General features: G+C 48.8%; 14 protein-coding genes. 1 reads left to right on the top strand and 13 read right to left on the bottom strand.

The annotated features are described in order from the left end of the window. Window positions 1-70 precede the first annotated feature (70 nt). Window positions 71-1,246: an epoxide hydrolase family protein gene (locus BP71_RS00140; protein ID WP_496375320.1), complete on the bottom strand. Its 1,176-nt coding sequence runs from the start codon at window positions 1,244-1,246 to the stop codon at window positions 71-73. An 86-nt stretch (window positions 1,247-1,332) separates the two neighbouring features. Next, the gene (locus tag BP71_RS00135; RefSeq protein ID WP_496375318.1) at window positions 1,333-1,869 is read right to left on the bottom strand and encodes a Crp/Fnr family transcriptional regulator; all 537 of its coding nucleotides are present in this window, start codon (window positions 1,867-1,869) and stop codon (window positions 1,333-1,335) included. Between the two features lie 340 nt (window positions 1,870-2,209). On the opposite strand from BP71_RS00135, the gene BP71_RS00130 reads away from it, so the two are divergent. After that, window positions 2,210-2,830, top strand: a complete 621-nt coding sequence (locus BP71_RS00130) for a DUF2306 domain-containing protein (protein ID WP_496375317.1) — start codon at window positions 2,210-2,212, stop codon at window positions 2,828-2,830. Between the two features lie 118 nt (window positions 2,831-2,948). Here the strand turns inward: BP71_RS00130 and BP71_RS00125 are convergent, their stop codons facing one another. The 11 genes from BP71_RS00125 to BP71_RS00075 form a co-directional block, all read right to left on the bottom strand. Further along, window positions 2,949-4,271, bottom strand: a complete 1,323-nt coding sequence (locus BP71_RS00125; RefSeq protein ID WP_496375315.1) for an OmpA family protein — start codon at window positions 4,269-4,271, stop codon at window positions 2,949-2,951. A 4-nt stretch (window positions 4,272-4,275) separates the two neighbouring features. Beyond that, window positions 4,276-4,785, bottom strand: coding sequence for a hypothetical protein (locus tag BP71_RS00120; protein ID WP_496375313.1), 510 nt, complete (start codon window positions 4,783-4,785; stop codon window positions 4,276-4,278). Window positions 4,786-4,848: 63 nt separating this feature from the next. Further along, window positions 4,849-5,121, bottom strand: coding sequence for a hypothetical protein (locus BP71_RS00115; RefSeq protein WP_496375311.1), 273 nt, complete (start codon window positions 5,119-5,121; stop codon window positions 4,849-4,851). Window positions 5,122-5,167: 46 nt separating this feature from the next. Then, window positions 5,168-6,094 carry an OmpA family protein gene (locus BP71_RS00110; protein ID WP_496375309.1) on the bottom strand — a complete coding sequence of 309 codons (927 nt, stop codon included), beginning with the start codon at window positions 6,092-6,094 and terminating at the stop codon, window positions 5,168-5,170. A gap of 5 nt (window positions 6,095-6,099) precedes the next feature. Further along, window positions 6,100-6,897, bottom strand: a complete 798-nt coding sequence (locus BP71_RS00105) for a hypothetical protein (RefSeq protein WP_496375307.1) — start codon at window positions 6,895-6,897, stop codon at window positions 6,100-6,102. A 47-nt stretch (window positions 6,898-6,944) separates the two neighbouring features. Then, entirely contained in the window at window positions 6,945-8,060 is a 1,116-nt protein-coding gene (locus BP71_RS00100) for a DUF4282 domain-containing protein (RefSeq protein ID WP_496375305.1), read from the bottom strand. 14 nt (window positions 8,061-8,074) lie between these two features. Then, a complete protein-coding gene (locus BP71_RS00095) occupies window positions 8,075-9,094 on the bottom strand; it encodes a hypothetical protein (protein WP_496375303.1) in 1,020 nt (339 codons plus the stop codon). A gap of 37 nt (window positions 9,095-9,131) precedes the next feature. After that, window positions 9,132-9,842, bottom strand: coding sequence for a porin family protein (locus BP71_RS00090; RefSeq protein ID WP_496375301.1), 711 nt, complete (start codon window positions 9,840-9,842; stop codon window positions 9,132-9,134). A gap of 235 nt (window positions 9,843-10,077) precedes the next feature. Beyond that, window positions 10,078-10,851, bottom strand: coding sequence for a response regulator transcription factor (locus BP71_RS00085; RefSeq protein WP_496375299.1), 774 nt, complete (start codon window positions 10,849-10,851; stop codon window positions 10,078-10,080). A gap of 6 nt (window positions 10,852-10,857) precedes the next feature. After that, a complete protein-coding gene (locus tag BP71_RS00080; RefSeq protein ID WP_496375297.1) occupies window positions 10,858-12,654 on the bottom strand; it encodes a sensor histidine kinase in 1,797 nt (598 codons plus the stop codon). A 293-nt stretch (window positions 12,655-12,947) separates the two neighbouring features. After that, on the bottom strand, window positions 12,948-13,406 hold the full coding sequence (locus BP71_RS00075; protein ID WP_496375295.1) for a DinB family protein: 459 nt from the start codon (window positions 13,404-13,406) through the stop codon (window positions 12,948-12,950). Between the last annotated feature and the right edge of the window lie 23 nt (window positions 13,407-13,429).

Genomic DNA, 13,429 nt, shown 5'->3' with positions numbered 1-13,429 from the left:
ATCGGTCACGAGGCTCAACAGCTATTTCAAGAAGACATTGCACCCGGCCGAATCCGTGTTGCATTGTTTATTATTTGGGAATAGCTGAGAAGAAATGCCTGATATCGTCTACCAGCAAATCGGGGACTTCCATCGCGGGGAAATGGCATCCTTTGTCATAAAAAGACCATCTGTCGGGTTCCCCCATGAAGCTGGTCAGCTTTTTCAAAAGGGTTTCATCTTCTTTTTTACCAAAACAAGCCATAGCGGACGGCACCTTTGGAGGTGTCCACTGGCTGGCTTCCTGTGAATCGCCGCCGCCCCAATCAAATGCCATGCTCATATTTTCGGAGAGGATCGCCGCGCTCGACGCCCCCAGCTGATTGAACCAGTACAACGACACATTCGTCAACATTTGGTCCAAACCAATGGCGTCCTCCGGCAGTTGTTTGTCCTCATCGGTCCATTCCTTATATTTTTCAACCATCCAGGCCAACTGCCCTACCGGGCTGTCCGCCAACGCAATACCGATCGTATCAGGCCTGGTGGCCTGTATTTCCAGATAGGCCGTGCCGTCTTTTTTGTATTGTTTCATCCGTTCCAGCCTGACTTTTTCTGCATCCGTAAAAGATGACTGGTCGGAAGGGAACATACCGAGCCCGGCTACGGCGAAAAAGTCTGAATTGATGTGTGTACCGATCAGGCTATACGCTGCAACCCCGAACATGATCCCCGCGATGCCGGCGCCCATATCGCCTCCGTGCACGGCGAATTTTGCATAGCCCAGCCGGTCCATCAAAGTGGCGAAAGTCGTTGCTATCCTGATCATGTTATAACCTTTTTCTTTGACTGGCACCGAGAAGCCAAAGCCCGGAATGGAAGGAATAACCAGGTCAAATGCAATCTGGCCGGGGTCCTGGGGATTTGCAAGCGGCTCTATCACCCTGGTGAAATCCGCGAATGATCCCGGCCAGCCATGGATCAGCATTAAGGGAACTGCATTTGCCCTCGGCGATTTAATGTGCAAATAGTGAATATTCTGTCCTTCAATTTCGGTAATGAAATGCGGATATTGATTCAGAGCAGCCTCTTGCTTTTTCCAGTCGAATTCATTCAGCCAATAGCCTGCGATGTCCTGTAAATAGTCAACCGGAACGCCCTTTTCCCATCCGCTCTGCGTAGTCGGGGTTATCCAGCGGGTGTTGGCAAGTCTTTGTTTGAGATAATCAATGTCTTTGCCGGAGATTTCAATTTTAAATGGTTGCATGATTTCTAAATTTTGAATGTGAAACTGTTGACATTACAAAAATCGGCACCATGCATCCGGCGGGCGATAACAATTGTTAATAAATCCTACCTTCTGTTCCTGATCCTGCTCAAGGAAACCGAAGTAACACCCAGGAAAGAGGCAATGTAATACTGAGGCACCCTTTGAAGAATTTCCGGACGCTGTTCCAGCAACTCTTTGTATCTTTCTTCAGGACTGTTTTTGATTCTCGAAAGAAAGAGTTTTTCCATGTACAGCAGCCGCTGGAGGGTTTGCTCTTCCATCGCCTCCCTGATCAGCGGTGATGCTTCGATGATCTCGAAATAGTCTTTTTTGGTAAGCGTATGCAGGACGGAAGGTTCCAGGCTCTCGACCGCATAGAGACTTGGCTGGTTGTAACGAAAACTTTCCGCCGATGACACCCCCTCTCCTTCGAAGAAAAACTGAAAAGTAATGTCTTTGCCGTCCTTATTGAACGAGAGCCTAAGGCATCCTTTTTCAATAAAGTAAACCTTTTTGGCGACCTCCCCTTCGTCGAGCAGCACTGTTTTTGCAGGAATTTCTTCCCGCCTGAACAAGTGGCCGAATTTTCCCCATTCAGCCTGTATGTGTTGGTCTGCCATAAATTTTTGAGCATATTGACATTTGAACTCAGGCTTCGCGCGTCCCCGACCCTGCAAACGGGAAAACGGCCAGCAACAGCCTTTCCGAACCAGCCCGAGCGGAATTTTCAATACTACAAAATTATTTGACATTCAGCCAGAAAGTGCCGCGGACAAATTCATTCCATGTGCCGGGCCATCCCGATAACCATCGTTGACGGTCACACGCAATGCGACACGGTGGCAAAAATCAGGAAACCGCCCTGTTACTTAATATACAGTACCGCTACAAATGTTCCAGGCTACCGCGCAACTTTGACATCAATAAAAGCATCAGATTGGCAAGTAGGCAAAAAAAGCAATGCGCACGCAAACAATACTTCGTAAATCCGGTCAAATCCTGGCCGTTGTACTGGCGACGGCCATAGGCCTTTATCCTGTCCTGTATTTCCTGTGGGATAGCTTTGGGATATTACCCTCCAAAGGTGACGTGCTTTTAGCAAGTATTCCCTGGAACTTCGCTTTCTACGTGCACATCGTTTGTGGTGGGCTTGCCCTGTTAACCGGGTGGGCTCAGTTCAACCAAAAGATCCGACGTGAAAGGCCTGTCGTCCATCGTCGTATTGGAAAATGGTATGTAATGCTGGCGCTGTGCAGCTCTTTGTCAGCCGGGTACCTTGCATTTTATGCTAATGGTGGAATCATAGCCATGGCTGGGTTTTTCAGCCTTGCCTGCGTATGGTTTAGCAGCACCTGGCAGGGCTATGTGAGTATTCGAAAAGGGCAGTTGGACCTGCATCGCAAAGCAATGATGATTAGTTACGCTACCTGTTTTGCCGCTGTGACACTCCGTCTATGGATGCCCGTTCTGATGTGGGTCTATCACGATTTTACCCAAGCGTACGTGATCGTCGCATGGTTATGTTGGGTCCCCAATGTGGCATTGGCCTACTTTTTTCGCGGCATTGCAAAAACTTTTTGATATCCGCATACCACCGGGTCTCCGCAAGTCATTACATGCTTGTGAAGAGCGTGATCATGCCTTTTTTGCTTTCCCCCGGAGGCAATGCGACAGAATTTATTCACTTTTACCCAGGCAATTACCTTTTTAAAATAATCATTTCCACCCGCCTGTTGGACGGACAGGGGGATGGACAGTTTTTGTCCAACGGCCGCGTATCGCCAAAGCCCTTGATTTCGACCCGGTTGTATGCCACGCCGCGCAAAGTGAGGTAATTCTTGACCGCCACTACCCGATCCACTGACAGTTTCTGATTTAAACGCGGGTCACCTATCCGATCCGTGTGGCCATTGAGCTGAATCACGACCGAAGAGTGGGCCAATAACCAGTCGGCAAGCTTATCCAGCTTCTCGAACGATACCTCCATGAGCTCACTTTTACCTTCTTCGAATAAGATCTTAAGTTCAAATGGCCGGGTGTTTGTGGCTCGGTCAAAATCAGTATCCGACCTGACAGGTTCCGGTACAATGGTTTTTGAAGGATCCGGCCTACGCTCGGATCTGTAAGTTTTGAAGAAGGTAAAGCCTACCCTCAGGATCACTGCCGTATGAAATGTACTGTAAGAGATATACGTTTCATCGAGTAAGCGCTTCTGTCGATAGAAATTATACTTTTCCTGGAAAACATACTGTTTCGACGGAACATGCGCATACAATGCGATTTCTACCGGCTTATCATTAAGGGTCATTCCAATCTCCGGAACAAACGCGAAGACATGCCGCTCCCTGTCGCCGTAACTGACTGTAAATCCCGTTCCGTTCTCAACAAAATTTTGCACATAAGACTCGTTTGCCGGAATATTGAATCCGCCAAGGGTATGTCGAAAATAATATGACCCGCCCAACCGAAAGAAAAAACGAATGTGCTTTTCCTGGAAATAAGGCCAGAATCGGGCCACACCAACTTGCATCCCCCATGTTTCCAGGTCCCCGTTTCTGATCGAAAGGTCATATCCTTTAAACTGAAACGACGGATCGTTCTGAAACGAAAAACTGTACCTATGCAAAGTACATGCGGCGTTGAAATACCATCCGCCATCCCGTTCGTTGAAAAGCGTATAGCGGGCATTCAGGTCAAAATCAATCTCCCTGAAAAAAACTTTTTTTACCTGCCCTTTTTCGTTGATTGCATAATAGTCTCCAAACCAGTCTGACTGAGGTTTGCCCCGGTAAGTAAAAATCGACATCAGTCCATTCTCTAGCAACGGATCCGGTGATGCTTGCCGGTAAGCCATTCCGCCACTCATCCCGAAAGCGCTGCGAAGGGGCCGGGCCTGAGCCGGAGAATCTTGTCCATACCCTTGCCCGCACGCAAGCAGCATCAGGTAAATGATAATCAAATGGCTGGTTTTGGTGTCGATACGGAAGCCTCCCGAAAAAGGCCGGCAGCTTTTAAAATCCATACTTCTAGTATTTCAAGCGAAACCGGCCATTTTTTACCGATATTTTGTTGGTACCATGCCCTTTGTCGCTGTAAACATCAAAGGAAAATGTGCCCTCGATGACGGCTTCGGTTGCCTTTGTAATTTCAAATCTCCCGTTCGTTGGTCGCTCCGAACCATTATAAATCCCGGATGCATACTCTGCGAAACGGCTTGGTTTTACATACGCGCCCAGGACCGGATAACTCCCTGTCCCGCCGGTATACTCGCCGTCTGTTCCGAAAAAGAAATATTCATGTTCGGAGCGCTGGATCGAAATGTGGATTCCCGGATAGGCACCTCCCATGAGCAGATCTGCTTTCACCTCATGTACATAATCCTCGATCCCCTCCCACCGGAAGGGTTGCCCGTCGATATTTGCCTCAAGGAAGTATGACGAGACTTCCTTATCGACCGTTGATTTTTGGCAGCAAACCAACGCAACTATTGCTGCCACTGCATAAACAAATCGTTTGACATCATTGAAAATATTCATGAAGATTTAAAGGTTAGTTAGACTTATCTTTCCAAGGCCGACCGACATATCTATCCGACAAACCTATTTGGCGGGGATATATCCAAGACAATCTTTCAGCTGCGCGAAATACAGGTCATATATGCGAAGGATGTCCCCGTCACGGCCTTTGTACTTCAACTTCAGATGTTTTTCAAACTCCTGAAATTGATCGTGCAATTCCTCCTTCTCCTTCTCATCGCTGGTTCGACTTCCTTCACAGGCAATTTCGGCAAGCCTGTCGGCGTCTATCTCGATTGTATCTTTACAAGCCGACAGTCCGAGGGCGATCAGGAAAATCAGGGCTTTTCTCTTCATACAGATTTCAAATTAATAATGTAATGGAGCTAGACTTATCCGGGGCTCACAGTGTCGGGAGCACAACCCAATAAAAAGTAACGATACGTCTTCGTTTGTCGTCCCGGGTGACAGTACCCGTGAGAAATGGCGGAAGTTCTTCCCCCCGGCCGAGCATCCTGACGGAGATATTGAGAAAATCGTCTTTGTTTTTCTTGTCTTTAAGAATATCCTCAACAATGGTTTTCACCGATTCGGCACGAAGCTCGGATAGCTTCCGGTTTATCTCCGAAGTCGTAGGCTCCCGGATTTGGTCATCGCGACCGAGACGCGAGGCAAGGTCGGTGTATAGCCTCGATCCAGTCTCCACAGGCATGGCATCCGAATAACCCGTGATCACGATCTCTCCTTCAAGGTTTTTGAAGGAGCCCTTATATTTTTCCGAAAACTGAAAGAGTTTTTCCACAGTTGGGGCAAACATTTTGACTCCTTGCCTTACCTGAGCCGGTTTGAGACGATATTCACCGGTGGGGAACAATGTGTTCATCTCTGACTTGCTAAATGTGTCGCTGTCCAGAAAGTCCAGAATAACGGCGGTCTTCGCTTCAAATGCGCGTAATCTTCTGGCAGATTCGGCAATGACAAAGTCCACGTCCCGCACCGCATCGGGAACAGATTTGTGGCCACGCTTTCCAGCCGACTGCAGGTCCGTCAACGCTCCTTCAAGGGCGGCCTCATCCATCCTCATACTGTCCTGCTGCGATTCAATGTAAGTACCTATTCTTTCATGAGCTGAGCCGGATATTTTTTGCTCTTTCACCGCTTGTTCCGATTTGTTGCGTACTTCTGCGGCCTTTTGCTCCGCTTTTCGGGTCTCTCCCCGCTGAGCCGTCGCTGCTTTTTGGGATTTTCGCTTTGCAGACACACATCCCGTCATCAACTGGCCTGTCCAAAAGACCAGGCTAAGTGTCAAAACCCATTTTAAAATTTTCATATCGGTTAAAGATTTTCATCCTGTACAAATACACCCGTGTCCTTTCGCACCTTCTTTTTCGGCCTTTCGCCGGGCGAAGAATGGGCTGATTCCCCGGATTGCGACGTCCTGTTCTTAACGGGCTCCGACGTTTGCCGGAGGACCTGCACTTCACCTTCTTTCGCTGGCTCGGAGGCTGCGGGCGGAATGTCATCGGGAGGGATGATCACGACGGCCGTCGTATCCGCATGCACCGCTCCGAAAGCTTCCGTTTGCCTTTTCTTTGCCATAGCGGACGAATCCGTATGATATTGGTCCCTTTTATTTTTATCAAAAATTTCCTGACTGCGCCGGTTGTCGATTTCCCGCGGACCGTCACCGGTGGGCCCGTCGGATCGATATAACCAGTACCAGTATCCGACGCCAACTGCAAGCCCCGAAAAAATGATCGCCGTCAGGCCCCACCACACCGGCCAGGGCTTTGTGGCAACCTTCTTTGGCACCTGACCATCCGGCCTCTCAAATCCCGATGTGCGCTGGCTGGCCGGATGTCCGGGCGTGGGAGCGTCACCTGGCCGCCCCATACCCCATCCCGGCTTTTCAGGTTCCCGCCTGACGGCCCAAGTATCACCAGGCGCTTTCGGCGTAAAACCCGTTTCAGTAACCAGAACATGGTGGTCCGGGAAAATCTTCACAATCACCATTTTACCAAGGTCGGCACGCAAGGCCCGCCATATGCGAAACTCCGCGTTGGGCGGTACGGGCAACTCTTCTGCGAGTATCAGGTGGGGTTCGAGCGGGAACCCGGGCGACAAGTGTTGCATGTGGTAAATCAAGATAAAACTGGAACTTCAACGGGATGGCATGTTCATTAGCCCGCCGTCTTCTCGTCGATACGCGTCAAACGTTCGTGTATCTTGAAAATAACGATGAAGAATTCCGCGATCAATCGCACCCACAGCGGGCCCAACAACAGTAGCAACAGACCATACAATGCAATCATGCCCCCACCGTAACGCTGCACAAACAACCCTGAGAAGATCAGCCCGATTCCAACAAAAACGACAAAGGCAAGATTGAGATAATACATCACGGTGATGATCGTAGGTGCGATCATTTTATTGAATGTCAGAAAGCTTCGAAAGAACCCGCCTGTTTCCTGCTTCGTAGGAACCTGTTGCCCGGTAAGTCGCTCTACTCCTTCTAGTAAGCCCCGACCCGCATTGGTCAGATCGGCGGCACTCAAATCACTGAGCCCCTGGACCTGAATCCTGCTGGCCCTGATTTCATATTTAAAAAAAAGCACCAATACCCCGGTAGAAAGAAGCGCCAATACATGCAAAAAGAAGCCCGCATTCAAATGGTCCATGATAGCCGGCGATTGCCCCCGTACTGTGTCTCCGGCCGCAGTTCCAAACACGGAACCAAAAGTCTCCGATGCCGCTCGCGCTTGCTCACGTAAGTTGCTGACCCGGGAAAAAAGACTGTCGTCGTCTATAATGGACATCACCGTCGCACTGACACACAACATCCAGATCAGTGACGGGAAAAGCCGGGGTAATCCTAAAATGGAAACGATCAGCAATGCAACCGGGAAAATGAAATAGAAGCCCTGGAAACCCGTGTCGGTAAATCGATACTTTACGGACATATCCCCATACGGAATGACCAGGGTCATTAACAAAATTAATGCGGAAGCAGACAACCCTATATTGTATACGGGTTTTGACTGCGGCGCAGGCGAGGCTGGTCTGGCAGCGGCAGAATAGTTATCCGGACCGGCCTGAGCGGCGGCGCGCCAACCGGGGGAATCAACCCGCGGGTACACGTCACGCGCGTTTTGTCCGTCGGCCTGAAAGTCGACGATGTGGCCTGCCTGCGGAACGCCGGTGCCACGCCAGTCATTGTCTGTAAAGTAATAGCGGTTTTCGTCAGATCCCTGCAAAAAACCGTATTGCTGATCGACATAGAGTATAGAACCTTGCATAATCAGATGATGACCTATTTACAGTATTCGATAGTAGTTTCTGCGTTATCGCTTTTTCCGGTGTATCTGTCGATATTCATTCGCGAATTAATCTGCATGGGATATCCCTCTCCATCGTACGTCAACGTGTACTCCTGAGATTTGAACCCATTATAGGTCTGTGACACCTGGTTATGTTTTCGAATTCCGAACAGGGACGGAACTGTCGGATGCCCTTTAAAGGCGATCGGGGCCACGTACCATTGTTCGCCATCCAGTATTACAGGCATTTTTTGATTGTCATAAGCATAGCTGGTAGTGCTGTATGGGTCGCCGTTTCGAAATTGGCTGTCTTCTGTCAACTGGCGCTCGGTATCGTACGTATATCGGTTTTCGTAGGTAACATTTCCATATTGTGCTTTCCTGGCCGACACCAGACCATTGGTGAAAGTATACGAATTAGCGGAGTTGGAGCCCGACCGTATTTCAGAATAACCGCTTAGCATCTCATTTGCGTCATATTCATATACCCAGACACGGTCATAGGCGTCCGATCGCCTGGTCAGGCTTCCTTTGGAATTATACTCGTAGCTGTCCTTAATGGGATATGTCCCCGTCCACCCGTTCTTCGTGTAGGATTTAATAACTCCCGTGGTTTTCACCAGCCGCCCATTCGCATAAGTGTAATATTCATCTTTGATGTCATAGGTATCAATATTCGCCTGAAGGTTTTCCAGACTCGATATCCGGGACGTCAGGTATCCTTCACTATCATAGGTGAAGGTATTTATCTCTGTCAACCCATTATAATGAGAGCCGCCCATTGTCATCTTTACTTGGGCAATTCTATTTTCGGAGTCGAACGTGTACTGGTAGTTGTATTCATATACATAGTTCTGTCCGGTGGTTTCCTTCCTGATGTATCGCGACACCAGGCCATTGCCGCATGCGGGGTCCTCCACGCCCTGCGCATCTGGCTGCTTGGTAATGCAGGAAATAACAAGAATGCTGCAAAAGAGCGCATAAAGCAGTCTGGTAATGCTATCAATTTTCATAACAGTAGGTAAACAACCTGTCTAGACTGGAATTGTATCAATGGATCGGAAAGAAATACGCGGCCCGCAGACCCACCACAAAATGTCTCCCAAACCGCTGCGAGTCAAGCCTGGACGACGGATTCCATTTGGTGATGGAAGGCTGCACGTTCAACGAAAGCTCAAGAGCCCTGTCGGCAATCATTATCTCCCTGGCCAGGCCCAGGCTGATACTCAAATCAATAGGTCTGGCATTATCGTCCTCGGGATCCGATCCGATCGCCCCCTTGATAGTCTGGGTTTCCGTTCGTCCGTTTCCCGCTCCCTTCCTTTTTTCCTTCACACCCAGTGCCGCCCCTACGACGGGGCCTCCGATCAGCTTTAAGCCATTGTCCCCGATCCTGTAGGTAGCCCATAGGGGCAATTCGAGGTAAGTGAATGTTTGCCTTGCCGAGATCGTTACCTCGACTCCCGAATAGGTTCCGCTGGACTTTACGTTCCACCCTTTGTAATTAATCAGCAAGCCGGATTGCAGCCCGAAGGATTCGTTCAGCGCATAGTCGATCAGCGCTCCTGCCTGAAACTTAAAAAAGGGGGGGAAATTTGCTTTACCACCCGAATTGCCCGCGGCCGCCTTTGTGTCATCACGGCTCGCCTTCGACATGTTGGTGATTGTGGCATTGGGGCCTATTGCGGGCGCAATTTTCACTTTCTGTGCATAAGTGGTCGTGTATACCAAGCACATCAACGAGAGGGTAAAGTTTCTCATTTCAAAAAATTAAGAGGAGGATTGACAAGCCGTGACGATGCATTGCGCTAACTAACGCATATATGTAAACGCAAACAACAGGATTTCATTAAAACCACCTCAAGTAACTACTTTTAATCAACCCGTTCTCCAAACAGACGTCCAAAGCCGGAAACGGGTGCACGAAACAGGTCTTTTTTTGCATGAACCAGTTTGATAGCTCCGTACCGGCCGCGTACAGGGACGGCGCAACAGGCTAGTGTTTCGTTTTCCGAATCGCATTCAGGCTATTAAGCAATTCTGAGCTCCTTCCCTCGGGGAACGGTATCCTGTGACTGCCCAGAATGACTTCTTCTGATCTCAGACGGCTGATGTGCATTAAGTTAATGATGTGCCCCCTCGATACTTTGTAAAAGTAAGGTTGCAGCCCGGCGCTGATACGCCCCAGATTAGGTGATGCAAAAAGGAACCCGGAAGGCCGGTTCTGATAAAGCCGTTCGTGCTCCTCCGGCGTAACAAAAACTTTGGTATAAGGTCCGTCCGCTTCCAAAAAAAGGATATGGCTTTGCCGGACGTTGACATATTCTCTTTCAACTAGTAAAACAACGTGGTCCGAAATCGCTCTTTTCGATAACGGAAGAAGCCCGTAATAGAAGTTATTCATTGCCAGGTTCACCTGAACGATCAGTTCACTTGTCCGGATCGGCTTCTCGAGAAATGCCGCCGGATGGGTCGGTTCACTTCGTTTGGCCAAGTCCAGGTAAGTAGGCTCTCCGGTAATGTAAATAATCGGAATGTCCACGATCTTCTGTAATTCTTTGCCGGTCTCGATTCCGTCCTCCGGACCGTCTAACTTGATGTCAATCAGGGCCAGGTCAGGAGCCGCCTTTTTTGCGCTGGCTACCGCGTCCGACATGCTGCCGACGATTTGGGTAATTTCAAACCCCTCGTTGATCAGGTCTTTCTCTATTCGCTTAGCCAGCAGATTGTCGTCCTCAACAATCAGAATTCGGGAAGTAGATTTCATCATTTCAATTCATCGCATAAATTCCGACTCATAGTTCCGGCCCATTTTCATCCTTTTTTTAAAAAACAATGTAAAACGTGTCCCTGCTCCAAAAGTAAATGATGACTCCCCTTTAAGATTGGCAACCCATATCCGGATCAGCTCCAATCCAAATGAGTCTTTCGCATTTTGAGCCTCGAATCCAGGGCCATTGTCCTCAAAGTACAAGAAAATGTCATCGCCCACTTCATAGCAACCCACCGACAACCGCGGTTTGGGCTGGGCGGCAAGTGCATGCTTACAGGCGTTATTGACCAGTTCATTTATGATTAACCCCAAAGGTATGGCTTTATCCGCATGGAGAAGAATCTTTTCGATTTGATAATCTACCATGACATCGGAGGCATGGTAACTTCGCAGGACGCTGTTAACCAAATCCCTGACATACTCCGAGATTTCGATTTCAATGCTCCTGTTTTTCCCATACAAACGCTTATGAATGAAAGACATGGCCTCCACACGAAGTACGCTCTCCGCTATCACCTGAATAGCCTTCGGCTCATTCAGATCGCCGAGCTGCAATTGCAAAAGATCGGAAATTGTCTGCAGATTGTTTTTGATCCGGTGACTTTGTTCTAAAAACAGATGTTCATTCTTGTGGCTTTTCGCTTTGTAGCGCTTATAAAGGCGATGAGACAAAACTGCGACGACGCATGCCAGCACGAACAACAAAACCGACGAAAAAATCAGCCAGGATTGCAGTCTGGCCTTTTCACGCCTGTTCTCCAGCTCCTTCTCCTGCAACGCGAGCTGGTACCCTTTCCGATCATTTTCCAGGGATACCGTGATCCCGTCAACGGCTGCCTTTCGATACGATTCTTCACCTTTGAGCTTCTGTTCATATTCTTCTTTTTGGTAACTCATCGCTTTCCCTGAATCTCCGGCAGCCATAAAATAGGCTGAATAGGAATGTGCCAGTGCCGATGCGTAAGTGTAAGTCCGCCAGTTGCAGCTATCCGACAAACTTTTTGATCTGTCAAGCCAATGCTTAGCTAATTTGTATTGCCGCATTTCCAGGTACCTTATTCCGAGCTGCATATAGGGTTCAATATTCGCTTCCGCTCTGCCCAGTTTTTTGTACAGGGATATTGCTTGCTTTTCATACAAAATCCCCTGCTTATAATTCCCCAAATAGGACCAGGTATCTGCGAGCAAATCGTAGCCAAGCGCAATGTCGATCGGCTTACGCAGGGCGATCGCTATTTTCAGGGCGCTGTTCTGATAGTAGAGAATACTGTCAATAGATGGAGAAAAAGGCAATTCTATGCCCATTTTCCGCATTTTTGCGCCCAATACATGTATGGACGCCATTCCGCGGTATGCGTTCATTAAGCCGAAATGAGATTTGGCTCTTTGGGAATTATACAGCACTTGCCGTAAATACCGGGTAGCATTGTCAAAGTTAATTTTGTCTTTTTCGTAAAGTTCGCATTCGGTCAGCCGCATGTAGGCCCTGGCTATTTCCTCCGAGGGGCCATATCGCTCCCGGATCGCTATGGATCGCAATAGGTTGTGCCTGGCCTGGATGAAATTTTCCAGGCCGATATAACTTTTTCCCAAAATATAATAACATTCCGCCATCTTCATGGAATCTTGCCCGGCCAGCGCCTTGGCCAGCGAGTCCCTGGCCTGCTCGAACCTCAGGTTTGCCTTCGACTTTCGCAAATCATTACCCGGCTGCGCATTTATTGCATTCACCAAAATCAGAAAACAAGCACCACCCATGCAAAGTTTTAGCAGAATCGCGAAGAGTGGGCGTATTCTCATTGCAATGCAGATTTAGGAAAATGTATGATTTGACTTCAATATAACAATTTCCTCAGACACTTGTGAATGAAGTTACATTCTCCGGCAAGTTTACGCACGCAGCTTTTCGACCCCAATTTAAAAGACAAATTTCGAAGAAAGGCTGCGTCGCGGAAGTGTACCTGCCGGACCGGATAACTCGACTCCCCAACGGACCAGACGAGGGACCCGGGTACACCGGTCGTGACCTGACCTTCCCCGGAGTTTGACTCCGGCTCGTTTCAGCATCATTCGCGCCCTTCACGATCCGCTCCTCAGTGGAATTGTCTCGCAAAAAGGATGAAGTCGGTTCCGGGCGGCGTTATACCCAGTGCGCGTATGAGGTAGATGATCTGCCCGCGGTGGTACGTCGAGTGGTTGACCAGGTGTGTCAGAATATCCGCCAGGTTATCCAGGTAAGGATCCCCGGCCATGTTTTTGTAGGCCAGTTTGGATTGAAAATCAAGATCTTGCAATTCACTCAGGTGTGAGAGCCAAAGTACCCCGTTCTCCGCCAGCTGCGATGCGATGGAGGAAGGCGGCAGCGGTGTCCAGAGCGGAACATCATTTTGCTGACCTGTTACCCTGAAATACCAGTTTCGTTGTGCATGCGCCAGATGGGAAGCAAACAGCAAGACCTGTTCATCCCTGATATCGTTTGTTGAAATGAATTCGGTGACGGCTTTATTCGCCCAGTTGTTGAAGGTGAAGAAACGGATAAAGTACTCTTTCATAACTGCTGCCTATTGGGAAAACA

The sequence above is a fragment of the Dyadobacter ginsengisoli DSM 21015 genome, assembly GCF_059568735.1.
The sequence above is the reverse complement of the archived record's forward strand: the minus strand, read 5'-3'. Positions and strand labels throughout refer to the sequence as shown.

Coding starts and splice junctions, on each gene's coding strand:
- BP71_RS00095 (WP_496375303.1), bottom strand. CDS start 9,094: ATGAAAATTGATAGCATTACCAGACTGCTTTATGCGCTCTTTTGCAGC.
- BP71_RS00130 (WP_496375317.1), top strand. CDS start 2,210: ATGCGCACGCAAACAATACTTCGTAAATCCGGTCAAATCCTGGCCGTT.
- BP71_RS00110 (WP_496375309.1), bottom strand. CDS start 6,094: ATGAAAATTTTAAAATGGGTTTTGACACTTAGCCTGGTCTTTTGGACA.
- BP71_RS00140 (WP_496375320.1), bottom strand. CDS start 1,246: ATGCAACCATTTAAAATTGAAATCTCCGGCAAAGACATTGATTATCTC.
- BP71_RS00125 (WP_496375315.1), bottom strand. CDS start 4,271: ATGGATTTTAAAAGCTGCCGGCCTTTTTCGGGAGGCTTCCGTATCGAC.
- BP71_RS00080 (WP_496375297.1), bottom strand. CDS start 12,654: ATGAGAATACGCCCACTCTTCGCGATTCTGCTAAAACTTTGCATGGGT.
- BP71_RS00135 (WP_496375318.1), bottom strand. CDS start 1,869: ATGGCAGACCAACACATACAGGCTGAATGGGGAAAATTCGGCCACTTG.
- BP71_RS00120 (WP_496375313.1), bottom strand. CDS start 4,785: ATGAATATTTTCAATGATGTCAAACGATTTGTTTATGCAGTGGCAGCA.
- BP71_RS00085 (WP_496375299.1), bottom strand. CDS start 10,851: ATGATGAAATCTACTTCCCGAATTCTGATTGTTGAGGACGACAATCTG.
- BP71_RS00100 (WP_496375305.1), bottom strand. CDS start 8,060: ATGCAAGGTTCTATACTCTATGTCGATCAGCAATACGGTTTTTTGCAG.
- BP71_RS00090 (WP_496375301.1), bottom strand. CDS start 9,842: ATGAGAAACTTTACCCTCTCGTTGATGTGCTTGGTATACACGACCACT.
- BP71_RS00105 (WP_496375307.1), bottom strand. CDS start 6,897: ATGCAACACTTGTCGCCCGGGTTCCCGCTCGAACCCCACCTGATACTC.
- BP71_RS00075 (WP_496375295.1), bottom strand. CDS start 13,406: ATGAAAGAGTACTTTATCCGTTTCTTCACCTTCAACAACTGGGCGAAT.
- BP71_RS00115 (WP_496375311.1), bottom strand. CDS start 5,121: ATGAAGAGAAAAGCCCTGATTTTCCTGATCGCCCTCGGACTGTCGGCT.